Origin of the sequence: Micromonospora sp. CCTCC AA 2012012, assembly GCF_040499845.1 — a bacterium.
Classification (GTDB): Bacteria; Actinomycetota; Actinomycetes; order Mycobacteriales; family Micromonosporaceae; genus Micromonospora; species Micromonospora mangrovi.
In genome coordinates this window covers 949,972-975,641 of sequence record NZ_CP159342.1, presented here as the reverse complement: position 1 = coordinate 975,641, position 25,670 = coordinate 949,972, and the positions used below count along the sequence as shown (strand labels likewise).

22 protein-coding genes are annotated in these 25,670 nt (G+C 69.2%); 16 read left to right on the top strand and 6 right to left on the bottom strand.

Annotated features, from left to right (window positions below):
- Positions 1 to 25: 25 nt before the first annotated feature.
- Genes ABUL08_RS04520 through ABUL08_RS04505 form a run of 4 tightly spaced genes read right to left on the bottom strand, consistent with a single transcriptional unit; the run spans position 26 to position 4,667 of the window.
- Entirely contained in the window at positions 26 to 1,291 is a 1,266-nt protein-coding gene (locus ABUL08_RS04520; protein ID WP_350934795.1) for a sulfate adenylyltransferase subunit 1, read from the bottom strand.
- Positions 1,291 to 2,211 carry a sulfate adenylyltransferase subunit CysD gene (gene cysD / locus ABUL08_RS04515; protein WP_350934793.1) on the bottom strand — a complete coding sequence of 307 codons (921 nt, stop codon included), beginning with the start codon at positions 2,209 to 2,211 and terminating at the stop codon, positions 1,291 to 1,293. Before cysD ends, ABUL08_RS04520 begins: the two co-directional genes overlap by 1 nt.
- Before the next feature lie 36 nt (positions 2,212 to 2,247).
- Positions 2,248 to 3,495, bottom strand: a complete 1,248-nt coding sequence (locus tag ABUL08_RS04510; protein ID WP_350934792.1) for an ABC transporter substrate-binding protein — start codon at positions 3,493 to 3,495, stop codon at positions 2,248 to 2,250.
- Positions 3,492 to 4,667: a sulfotransferase family protein gene (locus ABUL08_RS04505; protein ID WP_350934790.1), complete on the bottom strand. Its 1,176-nt coding sequence runs from the start codon at positions 4,665 to 4,667 to the stop codon at positions 3,492 to 3,494. The genes ABUL08_RS04510 and ABUL08_RS04505 overlap by 4 nt, the downstream gene beginning before the upstream one ends.
- Positions 4,668 to 4,990: 323 nt before the next feature.
- On the opposite strand from ABUL08_RS04505, the gene ABUL08_RS04500 reads away from it, so the two are divergent.
- Both ABUL08_RS04500 and ABUL08_RS04495 read left to right on the top strand, forming a co-directional pair.
- A complete protein-coding gene (locus tag ABUL08_RS04500) occupies positions 4,991 to 5,821 on the top strand; it encodes an aminotransferase class IV (RefSeq protein WP_350934789.1) in 831 nt (276 codons plus the stop codon).
- Positions 5,822 to 5,862: 41 nt separating this feature from the next.
- Complete coding sequence (locus ABUL08_RS04495) at positions 5,863 to 7,635, top strand: class I adenylate-forming enzyme family protein (RefSeq protein ID WP_350934787.1); 1,773 nt, start codon at positions 5,863 to 5,865, stop codon at positions 7,633 to 7,635.
- A 53-nt stretch (positions 7,636 to 7,688) separates the two neighbouring features.
- Here ABUL08_RS04495 and ABUL08_RS04490 read toward each other — a convergent pair whose 3' ends face one another.
- Positions 7,689 to 8,582, bottom strand: a complete 894-nt coding sequence (locus tag ABUL08_RS04490; protein ID WP_350934785.1) for a haloalkane dehalogenase — start codon at positions 8,580 to 8,582, stop codon at positions 7,689 to 7,691.
- A gap of 316 nt (positions 8,583 to 8,898) precedes the next feature.
- On the opposite strand from ABUL08_RS04490, the gene ABUL08_RS04485 reads away from it, so the two are divergent.
- From ABUL08_RS04485 to ABUL08_RS04425, 13 genes are all read left to right on the top strand, one after another.
- On the top strand, positions 8,899 to 10,233 hold the full coding sequence (locus ABUL08_RS04485) for an ABC transporter substrate-binding protein (protein WP_350934784.1): 1,335 nt from the start codon (positions 8,899 to 8,901) through the stop codon (positions 10,231 to 10,233).
- 5 nt (positions 10,234 to 10,238) lie between these two features.
- On the top strand, positions 10,239 to 10,988 hold the full coding sequence (locus tag ABUL08_RS04480; protein ID WP_350934782.1) for an ABC transporter ATP-binding protein: 750 nt from the start codon (positions 10,239 to 10,241) through the stop codon (positions 10,986 to 10,988).
- Entirely contained in the window at positions 10,985 to 11,731 is a 747-nt protein-coding gene (locus tag ABUL08_RS04475) for an ABC transporter ATP-binding protein (protein WP_350934780.1), read from the top strand. The genes ABUL08_RS04480 and ABUL08_RS04475 overlap by 4 nt, the downstream gene beginning before the upstream one ends.
- Entirely contained in the window at positions 11,728 to 12,606 is an 879-nt protein-coding gene (locus ABUL08_RS04470) for a branched-chain amino acid ABC transporter permease (protein WP_350934778.1), read from the top strand. Before ABUL08_RS04475 ends, ABUL08_RS04470 begins: the two co-directional genes overlap by 4 nt.
- Complete coding sequence (locus ABUL08_RS04465) at positions 12,603 to 13,622, top strand: branched-chain amino acid ABC transporter permease (protein ID WP_350934776.1); 1,020 nt, start codon at positions 12,603 to 12,605, stop codon at positions 13,620 to 13,622. The genes ABUL08_RS04470 and ABUL08_RS04465 overlap by 4 nt, the downstream gene beginning before the upstream one ends.
- A 205-nt stretch (positions 13,623 to 13,827) precedes the next feature.
- Positions 13,828 to 14,568, top strand: a complete 741-nt coding sequence (locus tag ABUL08_RS04460; protein WP_350934775.1) for a phosphoribosylanthranilate isomerase — start codon at positions 13,828 to 13,830, stop codon at positions 14,566 to 14,568.
- A 3-nt stretch (positions 14,569 to 14,571) separates the two neighbouring features.
- Positions 14,572 to 15,243 carry a uracil phosphoribosyltransferase gene (gene upp / locus ABUL08_RS04455; RefSeq protein ID WP_350934773.1) on the top strand — a complete coding sequence of 224 codons (672 nt, stop codon included), beginning with the start codon at positions 14,572 to 14,574 and terminating at the stop codon, positions 15,241 to 15,243.
- Positions 15,240 to 16,157 carry an EamA family transporter gene (locus tag ABUL08_RS04450; protein ID WP_350934772.1) on the top strand — a complete coding sequence of 306 codons (918 nt, stop codon included), beginning with the start codon at positions 15,240 to 15,242 and terminating at the stop codon, positions 16,155 to 16,157. The genes upp and ABUL08_RS04450 overlap by 4 nt, the downstream gene beginning before the upstream one ends.
- Positions 16,158 to 16,181: 24 nt before the next feature.
- Positions 16,182 to 20,147 carry an amino acid adenylation domain-containing protein gene (locus ABUL08_RS04445; protein ID WP_350934770.1) on the top strand — a complete coding sequence of 1,322 codons (3,966 nt, stop codon included), beginning with the start codon at positions 16,182 to 16,184 and terminating at the stop codon, positions 20,145 to 20,147.
- A gap of 53 nt (positions 20,148 to 20,200) precedes the next feature.
- Positions 20,201 to 21,148, top strand: a complete 948-nt coding sequence (locus ABUL08_RS04440; RefSeq protein WP_350934769.1) for a pseudouridine-5'-phosphate glycosidase — start codon at positions 20,201 to 20,203, stop codon at positions 21,146 to 21,148.
- Between the two features lie 47 nt (positions 21,149 to 21,195).
- Positions 21,196 to 21,534 (top strand): helix-turn-helix domain-containing protein, encoded by a 339-nt coding sequence (locus tag ABUL08_RS04435; protein ID WP_350934767.1) that lies wholly within the window; start codon positions 21,196 to 21,198, stop codon positions 21,532 to 21,534.
- Positions 21,535 to 21,811: 277 nt separating this feature from the next.
- Positions 21,812 to 22,522 (top strand): SDR family oxidoreductase, encoded by a 711-nt coding sequence (locus tag ABUL08_RS04430; protein WP_350934765.1) that lies wholly within the window; start codon positions 21,812 to 21,814, stop codon positions 22,520 to 22,522.
- Positions 22,523 to 22,571: 49 nt separating this feature from the next.
- Positions 22,572 to 22,901: a nucleoside triphosphate pyrophosphohydrolase family protein gene (locus tag ABUL08_RS04425; protein ID WP_350934763.1), complete on the top strand. Its 330-nt coding sequence runs from the start codon at positions 22,572 to 22,574 to the stop codon at positions 22,899 to 22,901.
- A 135-nt stretch (positions 22,902 to 23,036) separates the two neighbouring features.
- Here ABUL08_RS04425 and ABUL08_RS04420 read toward each other — a convergent pair whose 3' ends face one another.
- On the bottom strand, positions 23,037 to 24,221 hold the full coding sequence (locus tag ABUL08_RS04420; protein ID WP_350934761.1) for an MFS transporter: 1,185 nt from the start codon (positions 24,219 to 24,221) through the stop codon (positions 23,037 to 23,039).
- 260 nt (positions 24,222 to 24,481) lie between these two features.
- On the opposite strand from ABUL08_RS04420, the gene aroC reads away from it, so the two are divergent.
- Complete coding sequence (gene aroC / locus ABUL08_RS04415; RefSeq protein ID WP_350934758.1) at positions 24,482 to 25,660, top strand: chorismate synthase; 1,179 nt, start codon at positions 24,482 to 24,484, stop codon at positions 25,658 to 25,660.
- The last annotated feature ends 10 nt before the right edge of the window (positions 25,661 to 25,670 follow it).

Here is a 25,670-nt window from a genome sequence, read left to right as displayed (position 1 = left end):
CACCGACATACATCCTTTTGTTGATTCATCGGAACGCCGGACCGACAAGTCCGGCGCTGAGGGTCGCTCCGTCACGTGGGTCGATGATCAGCAGAGACCCGGTTGCGCGGATGAGCCGGTAAGGATCCGCGGCGATGGGCTCGTCGAGGTCCACCACCACCGTGGCGATGTCGTTGACGCGCAGGGCTTCCGAGTTCGCCGTGTGCTCCAGCGTCGCGAGGTCGAGCCGGTCGACGATCGACGTCACCTTCCCCTCCACGACCCTGGTCTGGTGCTGCACCAGCACCCGCGCGCCTTCCGCGAGACGGCGCTCCGCGACGTGACAGACGGTCGCCGTCATCTGTCGCGTCGCCGCCGGCGGCTGCAGAGTCGAGACGATCATGTCACCGCGCCGCCCCTCGCCCGCCCCGTCGAGTCGGACGCTGACGCACATACCGGCCCGCGCGTAGGTCGTCGCCGTGCCGAGGCAGTGGATGTCCGTGATCACCGCCGGTCGTCCCTCGGGCATGACGAGGACGTCCTGCCCGACACGGAGCTCACCCGCGACGAGCTGACCGGCCAACGACCCGTCGCCCGGCATCACGTACTGCACGGGCAGCCGGGCCGGCAGTGCGGTGAGGTCGTCGTCGATCCCCACTTGCTCGAGGTGCTGCAAGAGTGTGGGACCGGTGTACCAGGGCATCTCGGTCGACGCGTCGACGACGTTGTCACCGCGCAGCGCCGACAGGGGTATGGAGAGCACGTCGGCGATCCCCAAGGAGGTCGCCAGCCGGCGGAACGCCTCGTCGATCTCGGCGAACCGGTCCTGGTCAAAGCCGACCAGGTCCATCTTGTTGACCGCGAGCACAACGTGGGGGATGCGCAGCAGCGCCGCCACCGCCGTGTGCTGCCGGGTCTGGGCGACCACCCCATGGCGAGCGTCGATGAGGATCACGGCGAGGTGGGCGGTCGAGGCGCCCGTGACCATGTTGCGGGTGTACTGCACGTGCCCGGGGGTGTCGGCCAGGATGAACCGGCGGCTCCCGGTGGCGAAGTAGCGGTAGGCGACATCGATGGTGATGCCCTGTTCCCGTTCCGCTCTCAGTCCGTCGGTCAACAGAGCGAGGTCGGCCTGCTCGTAACCCCGGGCACGGCTCGCGGCCTCGACCGCCTCGATCTGGTCGGCGAGCACCGACTTGGAGTCGTAGAGAAGACGACCCACCAGGGTCGATTTGCCGTCATCTACGCTGCCTGCAGTGGCGAGTCGCAGCAGCCCACTGTCCCGGGCTGCCTCGACGCTGGTCGCGGTCACTAGAAGTACCCCTCCCTCTTGCGGTCCTCCATGGCGGTGTCGGACAGCTTGTCGTCGGCGCGACTCGAACCCCGTTCGGTGATGCGCGAGACACTGATCTCCGCGATCACCGCCTCGATGGTGGACGCCTCGGACGGCAGCGCACCCGTGCACGACATGTCGCCCACCGTGCGGTAGCGGACACGGCGCTCCTGCAGCTGCTCACCCCGGCGCGGGCCACCCCACTCCCCCGGCGCCAGCCACATCCCGCCGCGTTGGAAGACCTGCCGGGTGTGCGAGAAGTAGATGGACGGCAGTGGGATGCCCTCCCGGGCGATGTAGTTCCACACGTCGAGCTCCGTCCAGTTCGACAGCGGGAACACCCGGACATGGCCGCCGGAGTCGTGCCGCCCGTTGTACAGGTTCCACAGCTCGGGCCGCTGCTGGCGGGGATCCCACTGGCCGAACTCGTCACGCAGGGAGAACACCCTTTCCTTGGCCCGCGCCTTCTCCTCGTCGCGTCGTCCACCGCCGAACACGGCGTCGAAGCGGTGATGCTGAATCGCGTCGAGCAGCGGAACGGTCTGCAGCACATTGCGGCTGCCGTCGGCACGCTCGGCGAGCCGCCCGTCGTCGATGTAGTCCTGTACGTGCGCTACCCGCAGGGTGAGCTGGTGCTCGGCTACCACCTTGTCCCGGTATTCGATGACCTCCGGGAAGTTGTGTCCGGTGTCCACGTGAAGCACGGGAAAGGGCAGGAGCCCGGGCAGGAACGCCTTGCGGGCCAGGTGCAGCATGACGGCCGAGTCCTTGCCGCCGCTGAAGAGCAGCACGGGCCGATCCAGGGTTCCCATCACCTCACGGATAATGTGCACCGCTTCGGCCTCGAGAACGTCGAGGTAGGACATGCGCAGTTGAGATCCGGTCTGACTGAACGCCATGGTGTGTCTCCCCACGGGTGCCGGCGATGGAGCCGGTCAGGACGGGTTGCCGGGCCGCGCATATGCGGCGGTACGCAGGTCGGGCGGGTAGACGATCGGTACGGTGGAGATGTCCTGGTCCATCTCCTGGTACTGCTGCAGCACCACCGGCGGTGGGCTGTGGTGCCAGTGGGTCTCGCCCCGCTGGAAGGAGACCGGTCCGCGCCAGGTGTCGAAGGTCCCGTTCTCCAGTGCGTCGATGAGTTCCTCGCGACCGACCCGCTCCGCCTTCTCGAGGGCCTGCGCGATGATCGTGATGTCGGTGAAGGCGTTCAGCGCCGTGTCCGGTGGCATGGTGCCGTAGACGGTCCGGTAACGGTCCACGAACCATCGTCCGATCGACGTGAGCCCCGACCAGCTCGGGCTGAACTGGGTGGCCGGCCACACCATGTGCAGGCCGTGCTCGCCGAGCGCCTTCCAATAGTCCGGTGCGCGCAGCGGCCACTGGAACGGCGCCAACATCGGCACGTCGGGCAGAAGCCCGACCTCGGCGGCCTGCCGCACAATGAGATGGTTGGTCCGCACCACCCCGACGTTGATCACCACGTCGGGCTTCCACTGCTGGATAGCCCGCAGCTCCGACCGCAGGTCGTGCGTCGACTCCTGGTCGAACTCGATGGAGTGCAGCTCCATGGACTCCGGGGCAGCCTCCACCTCCGCCTTGAGCAGACCGGCAGCGATCTTGCCGAATACGGTGTTGGCGTGGATCAGGCCAACTCGTTTGAAGCCCTGGTCAGCGGCGAAGCGGATGAGCACGGGGGCCCGCTCGGCCATCGACGTGAACGTCCGGAAGACCACGCGGTGCTTCTTCGCGGTGACGGCCGGGTGGGCGTTCTCGATGAACAGGGGGACGCCGATCCGGTCGGCCAACTCGGCGACCTCCTCGGTGTACCGCAGGTGCCAGGGTCCCAGGATGGCCAGCGCCCGGTCGACGATCGCCACCTTCGCCATGGCGCCGACCGCCGAGCGGGGCATCGTCCCTCCGTCGAGGGCGACGGTTTCCTGGTCGTCGCGCACGACGAACTCGAACTGCTGCCCGCCGCGGATGCCGCCGTGGTCCCGTACATACTCGGCGCCGATCAGCGCACCTCGTACGGTCAACGTGCCGGCGGTCGGATCGCCGGGCACGGACAGGGGCGTCACGATGCCCACGGTGACCTTGTCGGCGTCCTGCACGGACTCGGCGAAGGAGCGGACCTCCTCGCTGACCATTTCCAGCGCGGTGTTTCCCGAGGAAGAGCTCACGCCCGGCCTCCGATCTTGTATTTGGTCAGGTATCCGGAGAAGCGCTCGTCGAGCTCGTCGGCGTTGAGGCCGTAGTCCTCGGCCCGGTAGACGTGCTTGCCGAGCTTGTCCTTCCGGTTCTCGGCGAGGTAGTCCCGGAACGCCTTCTCGACTTCACCATCCCAGCGGGCGCCGAGAAAGTCGCAGATGTCCGCCATCACCGCGATGGGCGAGGCCATCAGGCGCTGGTAGTCGATGTCGAGTACCGGCGTGTTGTTCAGGTGATCCCGTTCGGCCTGCGTGAACAGGTCGAGCATCTCCGCGAAGCGCTGCGTCCAGAGCCTACCCAGCGCAAGACGGTCCACCTCGTCGGCACGCGCGAGTCGGATGATTTCGGTCAGGCTGCACGTCGACGGGATGGTGACTCCCGGAGCGCGGTGCATGTAGATCAGGCGGGCGTCCGGGTAGGTGCCCATGAGGGCGTCGGCCCGCCACAGGTGGAAGGGGTCCTTCAGCACGAGCGTGTCGGTGGGCACTCGCCAGACGATGTGCTGCATCAGGTAGCGGTGGTAGTCGTAGGCGTCGTACTGGTCCTGGGTCTTGAGCCACTCGCCGTAGCTGGGCACGGTGTACCGCAGCTCGTACGCCATCGTCTTGAACGTCGGCGCGGTCAGCCGGTGGTCCTCGTCCGGGCGGCGCGGCTCCCACAGGTGCACCGCCTTGAGCCGGGGAGCGACGGTGTAGTAGTCGACGCAGAAATTTTCGGCGGCCTGAATCAGCGCCTGCCTGGTCGCCTCGCTGCGGTCGTCGGTCGCCGGCGCCATCAGCTCCCACAGCTCGGGATAGCGCAGGTCGGGGTGCTGGCCGAGCAGGTTGTGCATCAACGTCGTCCCGCTGCGGGTCATGCCCGTGATGAAGACCGGCTTGTGGATCTCAGCCGACGCGATCTCCGGGTTCTTCTCCCGCGCCCGGTGCGCCGCGGCCTGCGTCGCCAACGCGGCGACGAGCGCGCCTCGGACCGACTTGCGGCCGGCCGGGTTGAGGCCGCCCTCGGTGTCCAGGGCCCGCAGCAGCCTTTCGAGGGCGTCCAGGTGCGCGAACTCGAAATCCGAGACTCCGGCGCGCTGTCGGGCGGCCTCGACGAACTCCTCCACCCGGTAGACGTCCTGGCTCGGTTCGATGACGGCGGTCACGGCGATCTCCCCTCTCCTGGCTGGAAACGCAGCGGCTCGGGCCGCGGTCCGGGCTGTCGATTCGCAGGAATGCGACGCACGGCCGGACAGGACCGCAAGGACCTGCTGATAGCGGCGAACGTGAACAGCAGTCACGCTAAGTGGCGACGATAGGCATCCGGCTACCAGCGGTACAGGGCCACATCGTTCGTGCCCGAGGAACCAAAGCGACGTGAGGCCAAGTGGCCCGGGTATGCCCCGCAACGTGGCACTGGAACGGCGACGAACGCCGGTCCTATGGTCGGCCCAGCCAATCGCCGATCCACTGCGGACCGGAGGGACAGATGCCGCCGGCGACTCGGGTCACCCCCCTGCTGTTGTGGGAAACGGAGATCCGCGAAGGGTTCGAGGACAGTCGGTACCGACCCGTCGTCGCCGACTCCTGGCTCCTGCAGCACGGAATGACACGGGGTTACCGACTGCATTGGCGGCGCTTCTGCTCCGCCGTGCAGGGATTCGGTGTCCCGGCGCGCCGGGTGGCGCGCTTCGGGGCGTCCGTCACCACCGCCCTGCCCCGCTCGGGGGTGTGGTTTCCCCGCATCGAACTGCATCTCGGCCCTACTCAACGCCTGGCCCTGCGGCTGCGTCCCGCGCCACCGCTGGGCATCCAGGCACGGGGGTGGCTGTGGCCGCACCCGGATCCCCGGCGGCTGCCCCACATCAAGGGGCCGGACTTCGAAGAATTGGAGAAGGTGAGGGCCGCCGCCCACGACGAAGGCGCCGACGAGGCGCTGCTGCTCGACGACACAGGTCTGGTCCGGGAGGGAGCGTTCAGCAGCATCTACTGGTGGGCGTCGGACGCGCTGCACACGCCACCGAACGATGGACGCATCCTGCCCGGCGTCACCCGGGAGCTGATCCTGGCCCGCTGCGCGGAACTCGGCATCCCGGTGCGATACCGGCTGCCCAGTGTGGCGGAGCTGTTGGACAGCGAGGTGTGGATCACCAGCGCCCTGCACGGCATCCGAGTCCTGACGCACATCAACGGCCGGCCGACCGCTCCCCCTCAGGAGCGTCGGTTGCACGAGTGGCGCGCGCACCTCGACGCGCTGAAGGAACCAATCCCCGACCCCGAGGCCATCTGGCCGCACCGAAGCACCGAGGAGGCACCATGAAGCTCAGGTCACTACAGCGTCATCTGGCATCGGTCCCGCGCATGCACTTCGGCCGGTCGCACCGGGGACTGCGGGCCCGACTGGAGCTCCTGGCCACCCGCCAGCTGGGTGCGGGTGATTTCCTGTGGCACGCCCTCGAGCGCGGGCAGGATCATGACGCCGCCCTGTTCCACCACCTCCCGCCCGGCGGCGGACCCGATGACCTGATCGTCTACAGCCTCGCGACGCTTCGGGACGAGACGGAACGCTACGCCCGGTGGTACCACAACGCCGGCGTCACCCACGGCGACCGGGTCGGCGTGTTCACCCGCAACGGCATGGCCAGCTTCATCCACTTCCTGGCTCTCAACAGCATCGGGGCGATCCCCGCCGTGATCAACCCGAACATGGTGCCGGACACCGCCGCGAAGTACCTCGACCGGCTCGACGCGGTGGGTGTCGTCGTCGACGCCGACAAGCTGGGTCCCCTGCTGACCGGTATGGAAGGGGCCCGTCCCTTCCGGTTCACCGCCTCGCAGGAGGAGATGCACGCCGCGCCACCGGCCGGGCCGCTGCCCGGTGTCTACCCCTACCGCCATGGCGACCGCGACCCGGTGCTCATCTCGCATTCTTCGGGCACCACCGGCATGCCCAAGGCCGCCACGTTCGGGCACCGTCAGTTCTTCGCCGGGAAGCGGCCGCGGATCATGACGCTGCCGTCGGGCCCGGACGACCGGATGCTGCTGGCGTTCCCGGCGTCGCACTCGTCCGGCTACAGCTACATGATGATGGCGACGCTCATCGGCCTGCCCACTCTCGTGATGGAGTCGCAGGACGGGGCCACGGTGGCGGAGGCGATGCGCTGGTGGAAGCCCAGCGTGGTGACCGGCTTCCCGATCACGTTCGGCGAGATGATCGCCTTGGGCCTGGAGCCGTCGGCGGCGGCGCACGTGACCACGTGGATCAGCACCGCGGACGCCTCCCACGAAGCGCACGTGCGGGAGCTGGTGCGCCTCGGCCGGCACCGGGAGAACGGCAGCTGGCGGCCGGGATCGCAGTACCTCGACGGGCTGGGCGCCTCGGAGATGGGCATGGCCCTGTTCCTCAACATTCACGGTCCCAAGACCAACGTGTACGGACGCTGCGTCGGCTACCCGGAGCCCATCGTCGAGGACGCCGTGGTCTTCGACGAGCACGGCCGGGAACTCGGCCCCAACGAGGTCGGCTACCTGGCGGTACACACGCCGACGGTCACCCTCGGGTACTGGGGTAATCACGAGCTGACCCACAAGTCCATCCGCAAGGGCTACTGGCTGACCGGCGATGTGGGCTTCAAGGACGACAAGGGTCGCTTCTACCACTACGACCGCACCACGGACGTGATCACGACCCGGCGCGGACCGGTGTACAGCCTTACTCTCGAAGAGGAGATCTTCAAGGCGTGCCGGCTCGTCGTCGACTGCGCGGTCGTCGGGGTCATCGACCCGATCGAGCCGACCTCGTTCGCGCCGATCGCCGCCCTGCGGCTCATCGACCAGGCGAACATGTCGGCCGAGGAGCTACTGACCGTCGTCAACCGCGCGTTGCGGGCAGCCGGCCGGCACGAGCTGGCCGCCGCGGTGATCTCCAAGGGAGACCACAAGATCCCCCTCGGCGTCACCGGCAAGGTGCTCAAGCGGGAGGTGCGCGCGCAGTTCGCCGACCTGCTGCTGACCGACGACGACGGCGGCCTGGACGTGGCGCGCACGCGTACCGAGCAGTCGGTCCTGCGACAGCTGACGAATCGACCGGCGACCGATGCCGCCGAGCGGGACGCGGCCACCACGTCGGCATGAGCGACCACCGGGGCGGGGTCGGGTCCCCCTGCCCGCCCCGCCCCGGCTCGGTCTCACCGGCTCATCACGAAATCCCGCAGGGCGCGGCCGATCTCGGCGGGCGAGTCCTCCTGTACGTAGTGACTCCCGGCGACGGTGACCTCGCGCTGATTGGGGAAGGTGCGGGCGAAGGCCAGGGCACGTCCGGTCAGCAGCGCCCCCGGGTGGGCGACCACAAGCAGTTTCGGCACCGGCGACGTGGCCAGCCAGGCGCCGTACTCCTCGACGATCGCGGCCACATCCACCGGCTCACCCTCGATGGGCAGGTCCCGGGGAAACATGAGGGTCGGCTGCCGGGAGGCCGGGTCGCGGAAGGGCCGCCGGTAGTGGTCCATCTCCACGTCGGACAGAGACCGCAGGACGCTGCGGGGAAGAACTACCTCGACGAAGAAGTTTTCCTGCAACACCATGCGCTCGCCGTCCGGTGAGCGCATAGCGCGGAAAAGCTGGTCCCGGCCGGCCTCGAAGTCGCTCCACAGCCGCGGCTGCACGATCCCCTCCATGTAGGCGATCGCCCGGACCCGGTCAGGGTGGCGGGCCGCCCAGTGAAAGCCCAGCGCCGACCCCCAGTCGTGCAGCACCAGCGTGACGGGCCGGTCGCCGACGACCGTGTCGAACCAGGCGTCCAGGTAGCCGACCTGGTCGGTGAAGCGGTACAGGCCGTCCGGCGCCGGGCCGGATCCGCCCATGCCGACGAGGTCGGGGGCAAGACACCGCCCCTGATCAGTGACGGATGGGATGATGTTGCGCCACAGATACGAGTAGGTGGGGTTCCCGTGCAGAAAGACGATGGGATCCCCGCTCCCCACGTCGACGTACTCGATATGGGTACCGCGCAGGGCGATCTGGCTACGCGGGTGTGGATCGACGGCGGCAATGGCCGCGGCGGGCATGGAACTGTGCGTCACAGTGGACCTCCTCGCCGCATTGATAACAACTCGAACCGCCGTCTCCGGCGCATCCAAGAAACGGCGTGTCCGCCGATCGACGCCGTTTCACGCTCAGCCGCCCGCGCTTCTTAATAAAAAGTTCCCGAGGATTCCACAAGTGACATCTCGAATGTGATTCACGTGCCGACCTCCGCAGTTAGCACCGCGCCTGCCGCAGATGCGACTACCCGTGAAAGTGGCACCTGCGTGACGGCGTACATGGGCCTGTCCATCCGCGTCAGCACTTCCTACGGTTCTTTCGTCGAACCGACTGCTCCGGCCACCTGGAGATCACATGAGCAAGATGCCCCGTGGCGAAATCCACGGCACATACGATCGCCGCCGACTTCTCCGCACGGCGGGCCTCGCCGCCGCCGGAATGGCCCTGTCCAGTCCGGCGCTGGCCGCCTGCCAGGTGGGCGCGGGGGCGAAGAGCAGCGCCCGCTCACGCAGCCTGAAGATCGGCTTCGTCAGTCCCCGCACCGGACCCGCGGCGTCCTTCGGCGAGTCCGACAGCTACGTGCTGGAGCTCGCGCGCTCCGCGCTCGCGTCGGGACTGGCCGTCGGTGGCAACACCTACCAGGTCGAGATCCTCGACCGCGACGGCCAGTCCGATCCACAGCACAGCGCGCGGGTCGCCAACGACCTGATCAACTCCGACCAGGTCGACCTTATGCTGGCCACCTCCACCGCGGAGACGGTCAACCCGGTGTCCGACGCCTGCGAGGCCGCCGGGGTGCCCTGCATCTCGACGGTCGTGCCGTGGGAGTCCTGGTACTTCGGCCGGGGCGGCAAGCCGGAGCAGAAGAAGGCCTTCACCTACACCTACCACTTCTGCTTCGGCGTGGCCGAGTTCCACAACGCCTACACCCATCTGTGGCCGCAGGTGGCCACCAACCGCAAGGTCGGGGTGCTGTGGCCAAACGACTCCACCGGCAACGCCATCCGGCAGACCCTCGGCCCGCTGCTGACCAAGAGCGGATACACCGTCGTCGACCCCGGCGCCTACACCGACGGCACCAACGACTACTCGTCGCAGATCGCCCGCTTCAAGGCCGAACGATGCGACATCTTCAGCACGTTCCCGATCCCGAGCGACTTCGCCACGTTCTGGCGGCAGGCGATCCAGCAGGGCTACCACCCGAAGATCGCCCAGACGGCGAAGACCGGTGTGTTCCCCTCACAGGTCGAGTCCCTGGGCCCGATCGGGGTCGGCCTCGCCGGTGCCGCCTACTGGACGCCCGCCTTCCCGTACACCTCCTCCCTGACGAAGGTGTCATCCCAGCGGCTGGGCGACGGCTATCAAAAGGCCGCCGGCAAACAGTGGAACCAGCAGCTCGGTCCGAGCCTGGCCCTCTTCGACGCCGCCGCGGCGGCGTTCACCGCCGCGAGCGACCCGCAGGATCGCCAGGCCGTGGCCCAGGCGATCGCCCGCCTCGACGTGGAGACGCCCGTCGGTCGGTTGCACTGGGGCAGCGGGCCCAACGCCAACGTCGTCGCGACCCCCATTCTCGGCGGCCAGTGGCGCGCGTCCGCCGCCGGTAGCCAGTTCCCCCTCGACTTCGTCCTCTGTGAGAACTCGTCGGACCCGATGGTGCCGGTCACCACACGGCTGCAGCCCCTGCGGTGAGCGCGATGACCGACATCCTGCGCGTGCAGACCGCGGTCGTGAGCTACGGCAGCGTACGCATTCTGGACGGGGTCGACCTTCGGGTCACCGACGGGGAGGCGCTCGGTGTCGTGGGCCCCAACGGCGCCGGGAAGACGACGCTGCTCAACGTGATCGCCGGGGCGGTCGCCACCGCGCAGGGCCGGGTGTTTCTCGCCCATGAGGACGTCACCCGGCTCGACCCGGCGGCCCGGTGCCGGCGTGGGATCGGCCGGGCCTTCCAGATCCCCCGCCCCTTCGGCGTCCTGACCGTCCTGGAGAACGTCCTGGTACCCGCCATGCACGGGGCGCAGCTGCCCACCGCACGCGCGTACGAGCGCGCCGTGACGGTGCTGGAGCGGTGCGGGTTGCTGCCGCTGGCCAACAGACGCGCCGACACGCTCGGCCTGCTGCACCGTAAGCGTCTGGAACTGGCCCGCGCGTTGGCCGCCGGGCCGCGCGTGCTGCTGCTCGACGAGATCGCCGCCGGGCTCACCGACGCCGAGTCCGAGGACCTCGTCGACCTGATCCTCGAAGTCCGCGCCGGCGGCACGTCGATCGTGTGGATCGAGCACGTCATGCACGTCCTGCTGCGGGTCGTCGACCGCCTGGTCTGCCTCGACGGAGGTCGGGTCATCGCCGACGGTGAGCCGCGTGCCGTGCTCGACGACGACGTGGTGGTCGGGGCCTACCTGGGCCCGCAACCGGGAGTACACGCCAAGGAGCGTACGCCGTGAACGGGCCGCTGCTGACCGTGACACACCTGACGGCCCGGCACGGCCTGCTCACCGCCGTGCGCGAGATGTCCCTGACGGTGCGGGCCGGCGAGGTGGTGAGTCTCGTCGGCGCGAACGGCGCCGGGAAGTCGACCCTGCTGCGGACGATCGCCGGCGCGCACCCGGCGACGGCGGGACACATCGCCCTGGGCGGGCGGGACGTCACCGGCATGCGCGCGTACCAGCGGGTGCGGGAGGGCATCGCCCTGGTTCCGGAGGGCCGCCGGCTCTTCCCGGACCTGACCGTTGAGGAGAATCTCCTCGTCGCCGCCGGCCGCTCCCGGACGACGCGCTGGGACCTGGATCGGGTGCTGGCGGCCTTTCCCATGCTGCGCCCACTGCTGCGGCAGCGCGCATCGTCGCTGTCCGGCGGTCAGCAACAGGCCACCGCCATCGCCCGGGCACTCCTGACCGGCCCGCGGCTGCTGCTGGTGGACGAGGTGTCGCTCGGCCTGTCACCGGCGGCCGTCGCCGACGTCTACGCCAGCCTCGCCACCCTCGCCGCGGAGGGCGTCACCATGATCCTCGTCGAGCAGGACCTCACCCGGGCGATGTCCGCGGCTGGTCGGGTGGTGTGTCTGCGCGAGGGCCAGATGGTGCTCGCGCAGCCGGCGGACGCAGTGACCCGGCAGCAGGTGGTCGATGCCTACTTCGGGATCCGGGAGTCGGCGGTACCGGCCGACGCCTCGAGGGAGCGGACATGACCATCGCCAACGCCGTCATCAACGGCGTCCTGCTCGGCGCCTTGTACGCGCTGTTCGCCTGCGGACTGTCTCTCATGTTCGGGGTGATGCGGATCATCAACCTCGCCCACGGCGACCTCGCGGTGCTCGGCGCCTTCGCGGTCTGGCTGATCGCGACGCAGGCACAGGTGTCCCCCTTCCTCGCCCTCGCGGTGGCCCTGCCGGTGATGCTGGTCCTCGGTTACCTCCTCCACCGGGTGCTGCTGGGGCCCAGTCTGCGCGGGGGTGAGCTCACCCCGCTGCTGACCACCTTCGGCCTCGCCATCGTGGTGCAGAACCTCATGTTGCAGATCTTCTCCCCGGACGTGCGCAGTCTCGGTGCCGCGGCGGGAGAGATCTCGGTGGGGAGTTGGCGGGTGAACGACCAGTTGACCGTGCCGTACTTCGGACTTCTTGTCCTGGCGGTGGCAGTCGCCCTGCTGGGCGGTCTGGAGATTCTGCTCCGCCGGACCCGGCCCGGCAGGGAGATGCGGGCGACCGCACAGGACGCGGAGACCGCGGAGCTGGTGGGGATACCGGCGGAGTCGGTGTACGCCAAGGCGACGGCGCTGGCGGTGGGCACGGCAACCCTGGCCGGGGCGTTCCTGGCGATGCACGCCACCTTCGATCCGTCCAGCGGTCCCACCCAGCTCATCTTCGCGTTCGAGGCCGTGGTCATCGGCGGCCTGGGGTCGCTGCGGGGCACGCTGGTCGGCGGCATGGTCCTCGGTGTGGCGCAGACCGTCGGCGCCACGATCGATCCGCAGTACGCGATCCTCGCCGGCCATCTCGTCTTCCTCGCCGTCCTGACCGGTCCTCGCGGACGGCTCACTGTCCTCAGGAGCGTGCGGGCATGACAACCGTCGCATCGATGCCCACGCCCGCCCCGACGGTCCGCAGGTCAAGCCGGTCCTGGCGGGCCCGGGGAATCTTTCTGACCGCAGTGCTGCTGATGGCCGCGGCCGTGCCGCAGGTCTTCGGCCTCACCGTCGTCGAGCAGGGCACCGAGCTGCTGACCCTGATCTTGCTCGCCACGATGTGGAACGCCCTGGCCGGCTACGCGGGCCTGGTCTCGGTAGGCCAGCAGTGCTTCATCGGGGTGGGAGCCTATGCCACGATCTGGCTGACGCAGCAGGGTTTGGCGCCGTATGCGGCGATCGTGCTGGCCCCGCTGGCCGCCGGCGTGCTGGCGGTGGTGCTGGCACCGGTCGTGCTGCGCCTGCGGGGCGGCCAGTTCGCGGTCGGCACCTGGGTGATCGCCGAGACCGCCGCGCTGCTCGTCATGCTCGACGATGACCTCGGCGGCGGCACGGGCACGTCGCTGCGCGGGTTGAACGCCTATCCCCCGCCGGTTCGGCACGCCTACACCTACTGGTTGGCGCTGGCCGCCGCGGTGCTGCTGTTCGGAGCGTTGTTCCTGTTGTTGCGGAGCCGCTCGGGGATCGCCCTGCAGGCGGCGCGGGACAGTGAGCAGGCGGCGGCTGCCGCGGGGGTGCGGACCTGGTCCGCGCGCGTGCGCGTGTACGTGCTCGCCGCTGTCGGGTGCGGTGCCGCCGGTGCGCTGACCTTGGCAAACACGCTCTTTGTCCAGCCACGATCGATCTTCGGCGCTCACTGGTCGGCCTATCTGATCTTCATGGTCCTGGTCGGTGGCATCGGCACGCTCGAAGGGCCGGTCTTGGGCGCTGTCGCGTTCTTCGCGGTCGAGTCGGCTTTCGGCGATCAGGGCGCCTGGTATCTGGTGGGCCTTGGAGTGATGGCAATCTTCTTCACCCTGTTCGTTCCCCGCGGATTGTGGGGCGGACTTTCGCGCCGGGACACCCTGTCGCTGTTCCCGCTGCGCTATCACCTCACCACCACGGAGCGCGGATAGACCATTTGATTTTCCCGGAATCAGCCTCGGGGCATGCCGCGCCGGCCGGGCTGCAACGCCCGACGGCGGCCGCGCCCTGGCGCGTCCCACGATAAGTGACAGCCGACCGAGACGGACACATAAACCCTTGTTCGATTGACATAAGTCGATATAACGTTGGGCATCAGCCGGCGGAAATCGATGCGATTGACTTTCCAGGCGCGCCGTGTCGGAGCGATCCGCCGATGAATATCCGGCCGGCATTCATCAGAAGGAGCAGCAGATGCAGGGACTCATCCAGGTGGCCGGGATCATCGACCAGGACGAGGCAGACATGATCTGCGAGGAGGGCGCCGAGTGGCTGGGCTTCGCCCTGCGGCTCCCGGCGAAGAACGAGGACCTGTCCGAGGCCGAAGCCGCCGCCATCGTCAAGGCCATCCAGCCCCGCCACCGCGGCGTCCTGATCACCTACCTGACCGAGGCCGAGGAGATCAAGGAATTCTGCGCGCAGCTCGGCGTCACGGCCGTGCAGCTGCACGGCGACGTCGCTCCGACGCAGCTGCGGCAGCTGCGCCACATCGCCCCCGAGCTGACCGTCCTCAAGAGCCTCGTGGTCAAGGCGGACAACATCGACGAACTCGTCAAGATCGTCGATGAGAGCGCCGAGTGGGTCGACATGTACATCACCGACACCTTCAACCCCGCCACCGGCGCCAAGGGGGCCACCGGCCTCGTCCACGACTGGTCCATCAGCGCCGAACTGGTCCGCGTCGCCCCCAAGCCGCTGATGCTCGCCGGCGGCCTGAACCCCGACAACGTCGCCGCGGCCATCGCCGAGGTCCGCCCGGCCGCCGTCGACGCGCACACCGGACTCGAGGACTCCCACGGCCGAAAGGACCGCCAGAAGGTGCGGCAGTTCGTCTCCGCCGCGCGTCAGGCGTTCGCCGCCCTCACCGAACGGGACTGAACCATGCCCGACACCGCCACCGCCCCGGTCACGCAGCTGCACCTCCTGCCCCAGACCAACCGTTTGCGGTCGCTGCACACCGTGATACGGGACCGCGACGCCGCCCGCGCGGACTTCGTACAAACCTCCGCGCAGATCTTCCGCCTGCTCCTCGAGACCGCCCTCGACCTGCTGCCCGTCGAGCCCCGAGAGGTACGCACTCCCGTCGGGCAGACCTATCGCGGACTACGACCGGCCGCACCCACGTGCGGCGTGTCCGTCGCCCGCGCCGGGGAGAGCATCGAAGCCGAACTGCGCGCCATGCTCCCCCACTCCCGCATCGGCAAGATCCTCCTGCAGCGAGACAAGGTGACGAAACTCCCGCGCTTCTACTACGCCGCCCTGCCGCCGGACATCGCGACCTCCCACGTCCTGCTGCTGGACCCCATGCTCGCCACCGGCGGCACCGCGCTCGCGGCAATCACCGTCCTCGGCGAGCACGGCGTCGCCGACGACGACATCGTGTTCGTCAACCTGCTGTCCTCACCCGAAGGCATCGCCGCCGTCCACGCACAGCACCCGCGAGTGCGGATCGTGACCTCTGCCGTGGAGGAACGACTCAACGAGGACGCCTACATGATTCCCGGCATCGGAGACTTCGGTGACCGGTACTTCGGGACGGACCAACCGCGATGAGACGCGGCGGCATCGTCAGCGACATCGGCGTCACCGCCCTAGCCCCCGCGATCTGGGGAAGCACCTACCTCGTCACCACCGAACTGCTTCCGGCAGGCCGCCCGTACCTCGCCGCCGTCGCACGCGCACTGCCGGCCGGACTGGTCCTCCTGGCCTTCGGTCGAGTCCTGCCGAGAGGCGCGTGGATCTGGCGGGCGCTGGTGCTGGGCACGCTCAACATCGGGCTGTTCTTCCTGCTCCTCTTCATCGCCGCTTACCGGCTGCCCGGCGGCGTGGCGGCCCTGATCATGTCGTTCCAGCCGATGCTCGTGCTCGTCCTGGCGGCCCTGCTCCTGCGCGACCGGATCCGCCCCTTACACCTCGCCGCCTGCCTGCTCGGGGCCACCGGCGTCGCCCTGCTGGTCCTGCGTCCGACCGCTGTCCTGGATCCCATCGGGGTCGCGGCGGCCCTGGCCGGCGCCGCCAGCATGGCGTCCGGGATCGTCCTGACCAAACGGTGGGCGCGACCGGCCGGAGTGGGCGTGCTCCAGTTCACCGGCTGGCAACTGACCGCCGGCGGCCTCGTGCTGCTGCCCGTCACCCTCGCGGTGGAGGGACTACCGAGCCATCTGACGGGACGGAATCTGACCGGACTGTCCTACCTTGCGGTCGCCGGCTCACTGTTCGGATACGCCGTGTGGTTCCGCGGCATCGATCGCCTGCCCGCCCTGGCCGTTTCCTTCCTCAGCCTGGTCAGCCCCATCGTCGCCAGCGTTCTGGGCCTCATCTTCCTCGACCAACGGCTCAACCTGACCCAGTTCATCGGAGCCCTGATCATCATCGCCGCCGTCGCCCTCGCCCAACTGAGGTCGTCCCCGCCGTCGACGCCACCCGCGCCAGCGCCGGTGGTTCCCCCGGCGCTGACCTCCCGGTGAAGCATCACCACCACAGGGGGAAGCATGATCACCACATCAGCCACCACCGGAGCCCCTGACCCTGACACCGCCTGCCTGCCCGATCTGCTCGATGAGCAGGTACACGTCGATCCCCACGCCGTCGCCGTCATCCATGGACCGGAACGAATCACCCGCCGCGCGTTGGCGGACCGGGCCAAGGCTCTGGCGGCGCACCTGCGCGCGCTCGGCACCGGCCCCGACGACTGCGTCGGGCTGTTCGCCGAGCCGTCGGCCGCCCTCGTCGTCGGCGCCTGGGGAATCCTCTACGCGTCAGCGGCCTATCTGCCGCTGGCGCCCGACTACCCCGACGAACGCCTGCGCTACATGGCGACCGACGCCCGGCTCCGCACCATCGTCGCCCAGGACGAACTCATCGACCGGCTGTCGGACCTGGTGCCGCCCGGCACGCACCTCGTCCCACTGAGCACAGCGAACGACCCGCATCCGCCCGATGGGCCCTACCACCGGCCCGGACCACGCGATCTCGCCTACGTCATCTACACCTCGGGAAGCACCGGGAAGCCGAAGGGGGTGATGATCGAGCACCGGAGCATCGTCAGCCAGCTGCGGTGGCTCCACGCCACCTACCGCATCGGTGAGGCGGTCATCCTCCAGAAGACCCCCATGAGCTTCGACGCCGCCCAGTGGGAGATCCTCGCCCCCGCCTGCGGCAGCACCGTCGCCGCCGGCACACCGGGACTGCACCGCGACGCCGAGGGGATCATCGATGCCGTCCGACGGCACCAGGTCACGGCCCTACAGTGCGTGCCCACCCTGCTCCGCGCCCTCATCGACACCGAACGACTGGGCACCTGCACCTCCCTGCGACAGATCTTCACCGGCGGGGAGGCTCTGTCCACCTCGCTGGCCGGCGACTGTCTCAAGGCGCACTCCGCCAGGCTCGTCAACCTTTACGGGCCGACCGAATGCACGATCAACTCCTCCTCCTTCGCCGTCGAACCAGGCGCCCTTGACGACGAGGCGCAGTCCGTGCCGATCGGCAGACCCGTCACCGGCACCCACTACGTGATCATCGGCCCCGACAAGGAGCCGGTGACCGCCGGCGCCGTCGGCGAGCTGCACATCGGCGGCGTCCAACTCGCCCGGGGCTACCTGCACCGGCCCGCCCTGACCGCGCAGCGTTTCGTGACCGACCCCACCACCAGGGAGCGGCTCTACCGCACCGGCGACCTGGCCGCCTGGAACGACGACGGCACCGCCCGATTCGTCGGACGTGTCGACAACCAGGTGAAGCTGCGCGGCTTCCGCATTGAATTGGACGAGGTCCGCCTCGCGGTGGAGGCCCACCAGTGGGTTCGACACGCCGGTCTGCTCGTCCGCGACGACCCCCGCACCCAGCAACCCCATTTGCTCGCCTTCGTCGAACTCAACCCCCGCGAAGCGGCGCTGATGGACCAGGGCCGGCACGGCGCCCACCATCAGTCGAAGGAGAGCAGACTGCAGGTACGGGCCCAGCTGTCGCACGCCGGAGTGCGCACTCCCGAGGAGCTCGCCGGCCGCCCGGTGCTCGCCCTGCCGGGGGCGGAACCCACGCAGGAGCAGGTTCGGCGGGTCTTCGCGCGCAAGACCTACCGATTCTACGAGGGCCCACCCGTGTCCCGGGCCGCCCTGCTGAACCTGCTGCGCCCCCTGCAGCAGCCACACACGCCGCGCCGGCTCGACCAGATCGAGCTGTCCACCTTCGGTGAGATCATGCGCTACCTCGGGCAGTTCGTCAGCGACGAACGGCTCCTGCCCAAGTTCGGCTACGCCTCCCCCGGAGCCCTCAACGCCACGCAGCTCTACCTGGAGATCCACCACCTGTGGGGGCAGCCGTCCGGCTACTACTACTACCACCCGATCGCGCACGAGCTGGTCCTGATACGGGAACTCGCCGCAGGGCCCGAGCCGAAGGTGGGACTGCACTTCGTCGGCAGGCGACACGCCATCGAACCGGTGTACAAGAACAACATCCGGGAGGTCCTTGAGATAGAGACCGGCCACATGGTCGGCATGCTTGAGCAGATCCTGCCCGAGTATGGGCTCGCCGTCACCGCGGCGAAGCACACACCGCAGCTGATGCGGCACCTCGACTGCACCACCGACGACCTGTACCTGGGCAGTTTCACCCTGACGCCCCACGCGCCGGCACCACGGGACGAGATCGACGTCTACGTCCAGGTGCACCCGGACCACGACGTCGACCTGCCCCCGGGCCAGTACGCCTACCGCGACGACGAGCTCACCCGGATCGACGACGCCCTGGTGCTCCGACACCACGTCATCGCCATCAACCAACAGGTGTACGACCGGGCCAGCATCGGCATCAGCCTGATCAGCACCACGTCGACGCGATGGCGGCGCTACATCGACCTCGGCCGCGTCCTGCAGCGGTTGTCCATGAACGACCTCGGCTTCGGGTTCATGTCATCCGGCTACAGCTCCGAGAGCGGCCACGACCTGCCGTCCGCCCATCGCATCCGGAGCATCCTGCACCGCTGCGGACAGCCCAGCGGGCCCTCCTATTTCGCCGTCGGCGGCCTCGTCAGCCAGGACCAGGTGGCCAGCCGCGGGATGAAGGAGGACGCCGTCCACATGAAGGGGCCGGCGGAACTCATCCGAGACGAGCTGGCCGAGCGACTCCCTGACTACATGATCCCCAACAAGGTGATCATCGTCGACCGGATGCCGCTCACGGCGAACGGCAAGACCGACCTCGCCGCGCTCGCGGCCACCGCAGCGGCCACCGCCACGCAGACAGGACCACCGTTCGTGACGCCGCGCACCGACATGGAGCGGCAGATCGCACAGTTGTGGGGGGAAGCCACCCGACAGGACGCCGTGTCGATCCACGATGACTTCTTCGCCTGCGGAGGCAACTCCCTCATGGCCGTCGCACTGATCAACCGGCTCAACCGGGAATTCGCCGCGTCGCTTCCCCTGCAGGTCATCTTCCAGTGCCCCACCGTGGCGCAACTGGCCTCGCGCCTCGAAGACCGGGACCAGGTGAACAGGTCACGACTGGTGCCCCTGGCCACCACCGGCGCCGGCCGACCCGTCTACTGCTGGCCGGGCCTCGGCGGCTACCCCATGAACCTGCGGCCACTGGCGACGCGGGCCGGACGACCCTTCCTCGGCGTGCAGGCCTACGGCGTCAACGCCGGCGAGGACCCCTACCGGACCATCACCCGCATGGCCGCCGAGGACGTGCGCGCCATCCGGGAACGGCAACCCCACGGCCCCTACACACTGTGGGGCTACTCCTTCGGCTCCCGGGTGGCCTACGAAGCCGCATACCAGCTGGAGCAGGCCGGTCAACAGGTCGACCAACTCGTCCTCATCGCCCCCGGCTCACCCCGACTGCGCGCGGTGGCGAATCAGCCGGGCGAGGACGTCGCAAGCTTTGACAACCGCAGATATCTGGCCGTGTTGTTCTCCGTCTTCGCGGGCACCGCCACCGGCCCCCTGGTGGACGAGTGCCTGACCACCGTCGTGGACGAGGACACCTTCACCCGCTTCGTGCACCGTCATTTCGGCGGACTCGACCTTCCGCTCGTGCGGCGCATCACGCGTGTCGTCGCGCGTACGTACGGCCTGCGCCACACCGACGTGGAGATCGCCCGACGGCCGATCAACGCCCCGGTGACGGTTCTACGCACCCGCGGCGACGAGGACTCCTTCCTCGACACCGACGCAGCCCGCAGGAGTCTCGCCCCCACCGTCGTCGACCTGACCGCCGACCACTACTCCGTGCTCCGGGAGCCGGGAGCCGACGAGCTGATCGCCGCGCTTCCCGTACCTTCCGGCCGGCAGGTCCGGCCACACGTGAGCATCACACACCTGCAGGTCGCCCTGACCGACGAGCAGCACAGCCGCCTGGTGGCCGCCGTCACCCAGGCCATGACCCGAGCCTTCGGATGCGACGAGGAGTCGGTGTCCATCGCGCTGGAGGCCGTCGCCGACGAATGACCCCGGACCGACCGTCCGACACCCTGCCAGCGTCCCCCGACCGAGGAGCGAACATGAGGCAACACGCCCATCCCCCCATCCCGGTGCAGTTGAGCGAGGAGGTCGCCGACGCCTGCAAGGAGGGCCGGCCCGTGGTGGCGCTCGAGTCCAACGTCATCACCCACGGCCTGCCTTACCCGAACAACGCCGCCACCGCTTGCAAGGTGGAGGAGGCGGTGCGATCCGGCGGTGCCGTACCGGCGACGATCGCCGTCGACGGTGGTGCCATCCGGGTCGGCATGACCGCCGCCGACATCGAACGCTTCGCCTCCACACCGGGCATACCTAAGGTCAGCGCCCGCGACCTACCGACCGTACTCGCCCGCGGCGGCCTGGGCGCGATGACGGTCGCCAGCTCACTGGTCGCGGCCGACCTCGCTGGTATCGCGTTCTTCGCCTCAGCCGGCATCGGTGGTGTCCACCGAGGCGCGGAGACCAGCATGGACATCTCCTCGGACCTCATCCAGTTCACCCGGTCGAAGGTCGCTGTGGTCTGCGCCGGCGCCAAGAAGATCCTTGACCTCGGGTTGACGTTGGAGTACCTCGAAACACTCTCGGTGCCGGTCGTCTCCTACCGCTCGGACGACTTTCCCGCCTTCTACTGCATCTCCAGCGGCTTCCCCAGTCCCTGCCGCCTCGACGACGCCACCACGATCGCCCGGGCGGTGGAAAACCACTGGGCGCTCGGCAACCACAGCTCGTTTCTGATCACCACGCCCGTCAACGCCGAGGACGCGGTGGACGACGCCGATGTCGACCAGGCGATCGACGAAGCCATGGCGGCTGCCCGACGCGACGGGGTGCGCGGCAACGCCATCACCAAGTACCTGATGCGGGCCGTCGACACGGCGACGCAGGGGCGCTCCTCCCGGGCCAACATGTCGGTCCTCATCAGCACCGCCCATACCGCAGGTCATCTCGCCGCGGCACACGCCCGGTACCGCGCCGACCACATCCGTTGAGCGCTCACGTCCGCAGTGCTGAGCCACCGCAACGAAGGGACATGACCATGGGTCGACATGAACAGCCCGTCAGAGGCGACAACCCCATCGTCGTCGGCTTCGCCCAGCGGCTGCGCGAGCTACGCCGCGCGGCCGGCAACCCCACGTACCGGCAGATGGCCCGCCAGGCTTACTCCTCCCGGACGTGCCTGTCCGCCGCCGCCAGCGGCGCACAGCTGCCCACCCTCAGCGTCACCGAAGCGTTCGTCCGGGCGTGTGGGGGCGACGTTGATCGATGGCGGGCGCTGTGGGCCGAGGCGTGGACGCTCACCCGTCAGCCGGAGGCGACCTGCTCGGTGCCGGGGCACGAGAAGGCAACTGAGCGGGAGCTCATCGGCGCAGACTAGGTAGGGCGTGCGTCGAGGCCGCTACCAGGGGTCCGAATCTGGCGTGAGCGCCCGGCGTGGACCCGCACCGCAGACGCTGCGGACGCGGCCGGACAGCTCACCCGGGACGCGTCAGTGGACTCACCCAGCGCCCGCGTCCACCAGCACGCCCGCGGGGCAAGGGCGTCTTCAGGCGGAACCTCCGCCCGAAGGTGTCATGGTGAAGCCGCTTGACCGTGCGCCAGATCGGTCCAGCGGCTGACCACACGTCCGGGCGACTCGCTGGCACGCTGGAGGGATGAGTGAGTCACACGCGCTGGTGATCGGCGCGTCCAGCGAGATCGGCCGCGCCATCGCCCACGAGATGGCTTTGTGGGGCATGTCGGTGAGCCTGTGGGGCCGCGATCAGGGACGCCTGCGGCAGACGGCAACGCTCTGCCGTGAGGCAGGTCGGCGGTGTTACGTGGACGTTGTAGATGTCACGGACGCCGCTGCGGTCCGCGATGCGGCTGAGGGCCTGGCTGACCGTGGTCGGCTGAGCCTCGTGGTCTATGCGGCTGGTGTCTTCGACTGGGCACCGGCAGATCGCGCTGACCCGGCGGCCTGGCGTCAGGTGATCGACGTCAATCTCACCGCTGCCGCCACCGTCACCACGCGCTTGCTGCCCGCCCTGATCTCGGCAGCGCCGAGCAGCCTGGTCTATATCGGTTCGGGCGCCGCCCACCGCGCATTCGCCAACAACGCTGCCTACGTTGCCAGCAAATTCGGCCTGGCCGGCCTGGCCGAAGCGGTGTTCCTCGATGTACGTGATCGTGACGTTAAGGTCAGCCTGATCTCACCGGGCCTGGTCGCCGCCGGTGCCAGCCTCGCCACCACAGCGGGGCAGAACCGGCCGCACGAGCTGCTCGCTCCGGCTGACGTCGCCGCTGCCGTGCGATTCGTCGCCTCGTTTCCCGTGCGGGGTTGTCCCACCCATATCCAGCTCCAGCCACAACGCACGCCGCAGTGACCAGCCCAAGACCAACCGGTCGTCGGAGGCTCGGCCATACTGGTCCGCCATGGACCTGGACGAGTACCAGCGCGGCGCCCTCCGTACTGCCGCCCCGCGTGACAAGAGAAACGAACTACTGCACCTGGTACTCGGGTTGGTCGGTGAGTCGGGCGAGATCGCGGAGAAGTTCAAGAAGTGGGTCCGCGACCTCGACAGCGACGAGTCGCGGATCGACCGGGACGACATCGCGAGGGAACTCGGCGATGTGCTGTGGTATCTGGCCGTGCTCTCCGACTACCTCGACCTGTCGCTGGACGACATCGCGACGGCCAATCTGGCCAAGCTCGCAAGCCGCCGGGTCCGTGGCGTGCTCGGTGGAAGCGGCGACGACCGCTGAGCCGGCAGCCCTGAGCGTTCGTCACACGGTGCCGGGCACGGCGGGTGTTCTCGTCGAACATCGGGCGGGGGACGGCGACTAGTCATTTCACCTCGTGGCCGCCCGGCTGTCCCCGGCTGGGCGACCACGCGACTGTCACTGCTTGCGTGCCGTTGCCACCGCGACGGGAGTCAGCGCGACCAGTCCTGCCGCGAGCAGGACCACCCCGGTCACGGACATGGCGCCGGCTACGGCACTGGCGAACAGCGCCCCGGAGGCGATCGCCAGGTTGAACATGAAGGTGTTCAGTCCCGTGGCCGCCTCGATGCCCTGTGGGGCGGCCTTGATAATCCATGTCTGCACACTGACCGGAAGCCCACCGAAGGCGAAGCCCCAGATCAGCAGCAGGATGGAGCCACCCACGACAGTCCGTCCCACCACTGGGAACAGCGCGAGGGACGCAGCGAGGGCGAGGCTGATCGCGACGACGGCGGCGCGGACGTTGCGGGCAGCCCAGGCGCCACCGGCGAAGTTGCCGACCAGACCGCACACCCCATAGGCCAGAAGCAACGGACCGAGGAACGCTGAGGTGACTCCGGAGATGTCCTGGAGAATCGGGCTGATGAAGGTGAACGCGGCATAGTGCCCGGACACCAGCAGGAACGTGACCACCACGCCGGCGCGCACCTCGGGGGTACGCAGCTGCGCGGCGAGCGTGCGCAGCAGGACCGGCTCGTCCGGTGGCATGGCCGGCAACAGGATGCCCAGCACGATGGTCAGAAGGAGCGCCAGGGCCGCGACCAGCGCGAAGGTAGCCCGCCAGCTGGTCAACTCGCCCAGCCATGTGCCGAGCGGAACTCCCACCACGTTCGCGGCCATGGCGCCGAAGAAGATCACCGCCGTGGCGCGGGGTATCGCGGCGGGTGGAACGAGCCGTACGCCGAGGCCGGCCGCGAGTGCCCAGAAGCCGCCGATACTGACGCCGATCAGCAGCCGCGCTACCACGATGACCGGGTAGCTGGAGCTGACTGCGAACACGGCGTTGGCCGCTACTGTGAGCAGGATCAGACTGAGTAGGACGACGCGCCGGTCGGCGCGCCGGATGGCTACCGGCAGCAGCGGCGCGGTGACGGCGGCCACCAGGCCGGAGACCGTGACCAGCAGGCCGACTTTGGCGTTTGAGACTCCCAGACCGCCGCTGATGGCGGTGAGCAGTCCCATGGGGAGGTTCTCGACGGTCACCACGATGAAGGTGCCGAGGGCGACCGCGGCGACGGCGAGCCACCTCCCTCGGGGTACTGCCGTCATGGAGCCGGCAGGGACGGATTCGACACGCGTCATTGCTTCTCCCGGAAGGCGCGCACCCGTGACGGGTCGCGCCGATGACACACCCGCGGCATCGACCAGCGGGCCACTCGACAGTCATGACATCTTCACCCCGAGTCGGCAACGGGTACCAGGCCGTGACGGAGGACGCGGACAAAACAGCGCTCCTCCTGCCATAGGAACCGACCCTGCTGGCGAGGCGGCTTGTCCGGAGCTTGTCCGCGTCGTCTCCGTGCTGTACCGACCGGACTACTTGCAGTGACAGACTGACGGCTGTGTTGCGCTGGCTGACTGCAGGTGAATCCCACGGACCCGCTCTCGTCGCGATGCTCGAGGGGGTGCCCGCCGGGATCGAGGTGACCACCACCGAGATCGCCGACGAGCTGGCCCGTCGCCGGCTCGGCTATGGCCGGGGCGCTCGGATGTCGTTCGAGCGGGACGAGGTCGAGCTGATCGGTGGCCTGCGGCACGGCGTCACCCTGGGCAGCCCGGTCGCCATCCGGGTGGGCAACTCCGAGTGGCCCAAGTGGCAGACGGTGATGGCCGCCGACCCGGTGGACCCGCAGGAGCTGGCCGCGCAGGCCCGCAACGCGCCGCTGACCCGGCCCCGGCCCGGCCACGCCGATCTGGCCGGCATGCAGAAGTACGGCCACACCGACGCCCGCCCGATCCTGGAGCGGGCCAGCGCCCGGGAGACCGCCGCCCGGGTCGCCGTCGGCACGGTCGCCAAGGCGCTGCTGCGGCAGGCCCTCGGCGTCGAGATCGTCTCGCACGTGGTGGAGCTGGGCCCGGTCGCCGCCAAGCCGGGGCTGCGCCCGACCCCGGAGGACGCCGCGCGGATCGACGCCGACCCGCTGCGCTGCCTCGACCCGGAGGCGAGCGCCCGGATGGTCGCCGAGGTCGACGCCGCGAAGAAGGCCGCCGACACGCTCGGCGGCGTGGTCGAGGTGCTGGCGTACGGGGTGCCGCCGGGGCTGGGCAGCCACGTGCAGTGGGACCGCAAGCTCGACGCCCGGCTGGCGACCGCGCTGATGTCCATCCAGGCGATCAAGGGTGTGGAGATCGGCGACGGCTGGCAGCAGGCCCGCTCCCGGGGCTCCGAGGCCCACGACGAGATCATCCCCACCGCGACCGGCGTCCGGCGGGTCACCGACCGGGCCGGTGGCCTGGAGGGTGGCATCACCACCGGTGAGCCGCTGCGGGTGAAGGCGGCCATGAAGCCCATCTCGTCGCTGAACCGGGCGCTGTCGACGGTCGACGTGACCACCGGGGAGCCGGCCACCGCCATCAACCAGCGCTCCGACGTCTGCGCGGTGCCCGCCGCGGCGATCGTCGCCGAGGCGATGGTGGCGCTGGTGCTGGCCGAGGCGGCGGTGGAGAAGTTCGGCGGCGACTCGGTCGTGGAGATGCGCCGCAACCTGACCGGCTACCTCGACGCGCTGGTGATCCGGTGACCGGCGGGGC